3 protein-coding genes and 1 pseudogene are annotated in these 2,432 nt (G+C 67.3%); 3 read left to right on the top strand and 1 reads right to left on the bottom strand.

What is annotated here, in order from left to right; translation table 11 throughout:
• Positions 1-270, bottom strand: a 270-nt coding sequence (locus WA317_RS12565; protein ID WP_425173340.1) for a DUF1990 family protein, incomplete at its 3' end; no start/stop codon positions are given.
• 14 nt (positions 271-284) lie between these two features.
• On the opposite strand from WA317_RS12565, the gene WA317_RS12570 reads away from it, so the two are divergent.
• The 3 genes and pseudogenes from WA317_RS12570 to thrS all read left to right on the top strand — a co-directional run.
• Positions 285-1,205, top strand: coding sequence for an aldo/keto reductase (locus WA317_RS12570; RefSeq protein WP_425173341.1), 921 nt, complete (start codon positions 285-287; stop codon positions 1,203-1,205).
• Positions 1,206-1,245: 40 nt separating this feature from the next.
• Positions 1,246-1,869: a PaaI family thioesterase gene (locus WA317_RS12575; RefSeq protein ID WP_425173342.1), complete on the top strand. Its 624-nt coding sequence runs from the start codon at positions 1,246-1,248 to the stop codon at positions 1,867-1,869.
• 90 nt (positions 1,870-1,959) lie between these two features.
• A pseudogene (gene thrS / locus WA317_RS12580) lies at positions 1,960-2,432 on the top strand (threonine--tRNA ligase); the annotation flags it as partial.

The following is a 2,432-nucleotide window of genomic DNA, read 5'->3' on the forward strand; positions in this document are numbered from 1 at the left end:
GATGACACGGCACGGCGCACGGAGGAACGCCAGCCCGACAACCACGACCGCGCCGACGGTGACGATGTCACTGCTGGCGCGCACCCGCAGCCCGGCGCCGCGCTGCATCCCCCACCGCATGACCGCATTGGCGGCCTGGTCGAAGCGTTGCCGCCCGGCGCCTATCCGGCGGGCGAAGCTGAGGTGGTCGTAGCCGACGGGCAGCGGTCCAGCGGTGGCACCCACTTCCGAATACGTCAGCGGCAACTCGGTCAGCGCCTGCAAGTCCACCGGCTCAGCTTGCCATGCCGGCAGGCCCCGAAACAGCTGGTTCGCGTACGGTCGGCCAGGTGACTACCTCAGCGCCTGCCCAAGCATCCGGAACATTCACTCTCGGCGGTGATCTCACCATCAACCGGCTCGGTTACGGCGCCATGCGCCTGACCGGCAAGGGTGTTTGGGGGCCGCCGGCGGACCGGGACGAAGCCGTCCGGGTGTTGCGGCGCGCGGTGGAACTCGGCGTGAACTTCATCGACACCGCCGATTCCTACGGCCCCTACTTCGCCGAGGAGATCATCCGCGAGGCGCTGCATCCCTACGACGGGTTGGTCATCGCGACCAAGGCCGGGCTGCTGCGCCCCGGTCCCGACGTGTGGATTCCGATGGGTTACCCGGCGTACTTGCGCCAGGAATGCGAGTTGAGTCTGCGGCGGCTGGGCGTGGAGACCATCGACCTTTTCCAATTACACCGCATCGACGACAAATTCCCGCTGGAGGACCAGATCGTCGAGCTGAACAAGCTGCAGACCGAGGGCAAGATCCGCCACATCGGCTTGTCCGAGGTCGACGTCGACCAATTCGCCGCCGCCCAGAACATCGTGCCGATCGTGTCGGTGCAGAACAGGTACAACCTGACGGCCCGCACCGCGGAGCCGCTGCTGGAGGAAGCCACCAAGCAGGGGATCGGCTTCATCCCGTGGTTCCCGCTGGCCGCCGGACCGCTGGCCGCTCCGGACGGTCCGCTGGCCGAGTTCGGCAGCGAGCACGACAATGCGACGCCGTCGCAGATTGCACTGGCCTGGCTACTGAAGCGCTCACCGGTCGTGCTGCCGATTCCGGGCACGTCGAGTGTGGCGCACCTGGAGGAGAACGTCGCCGCTGCCGAGATCGAACTCAGCGACGACGAGTTCGAGAAGTTGACCGCCCTCGGCGAGCAGAACGCCTAGCCCAACGACATTCGGCCGCGCCGGGCAATACGGTAGTCCGGTGACAGCTGAGCACGTGCGGCATCTGGGTGGTGGATTCAATCCGCCTGAACCGACCACACAAGGCGGACCCGACTACGGCCGGTTCATCGACGGCGTCCGTAAGTTGCAGGACCATGCCCGCGCCGCCGACGCGCCGGACGAGGTGATCACCGAGGCCGCCGACCTGCTGGAGAAGGTGTCCGCGCTGCTGACGCCGTTCGACACCGACGAATGGCGCTCACCCTCGGGGCGCCGGATGGACCTGCCGGTTCGCGGCAACATCCTGACCGTGCCGATGTCGGCCCACAAGACTGACGACGGCCGCATCCAAGGTTGGGCGAGGTTCGCGCGCTTCCACCTGGGCCGCAACGGCGCGGTGCACGGCGGGTCGATCGGCATGCTATTCGACACGGTGCTGGGGTTGACGTCCTCAGTGATCACCGGCGGCCCCCGGCAGCGCACCGCATATCTGCACATCAATTACCGCCAGATCGTGCCGATCGAGAAGAAACTGCAGATCGACGCCGCAGTCGACCGGGTCGAGGGCCGCAAAATCTTCGTGTCGGGCCGGCTGACCGACGGCGACACCCTGCTCACCGATGCCGAGGCGTTGTTCATCCTGCTCAAACCGGACCAGCCCTAAGGGTCGGCCCGTCGGCAGCAGGCGCCCCGATAGCATGGTCGTCACCGCCTTGAGAAGCCAGAATCCTGTCACAACATGGGAGATCACCCTGTGAGCGCCGCCGAGCACCCCGTCCCAGGAGCCGATGGCGGCGACCCGCTGCACCCGGCTGCGCAGGGCTTGCGATCGCCGCAAGCCCTGATCCGGGTTCCTGCCGGGTCGACCGCGGCCGCGGCGGTCCGTGACGCCGGGCTGCCGAGCCGGGGCGCTCCCGACGCTGTCGTGGTGGTGCGGGACGCCGACGACAGACTGCACGACCTCAGTTGGGTTCCCGACCACGACGTGGATGTCGCGCCGGTCGCGGCCAACACCGGCGACGGCCGCAGCGTGATCCGGCATTCCTGCGCCCACGTGTTGGCCCAGGCCGTGCAAGACCTGTTCCCCCAAACCAAACTGGGGATCGGGCCACCGATCACCGACGGTTTCTATTACGACTTCGATGTGGCCGAGCCGTTCACCCCGGATGACTTGGCGGCGCTGGAAAAGCGGATGCGCCAGCTCGTCAAGGACGGCCAGCTGTTTTC

Source organism: Mycobacterium sp. (assembly GCF_049802695.1).
Classification (GTDB): domain Bacteria; phylum Actinomycetota; class Actinomycetes; order Mycobacteriales; family Mycobacteriaceae; genus Mycobacterium.

Coding starts and splice junctions, on each gene's coding strand:
- WA317_RS12570 (WP_425173341.1), top strand. CDS start 285: ATGCCGGCAGGCCCCGAAACAGCTGGTTCGCGTACGGTCGGCCAGGTG.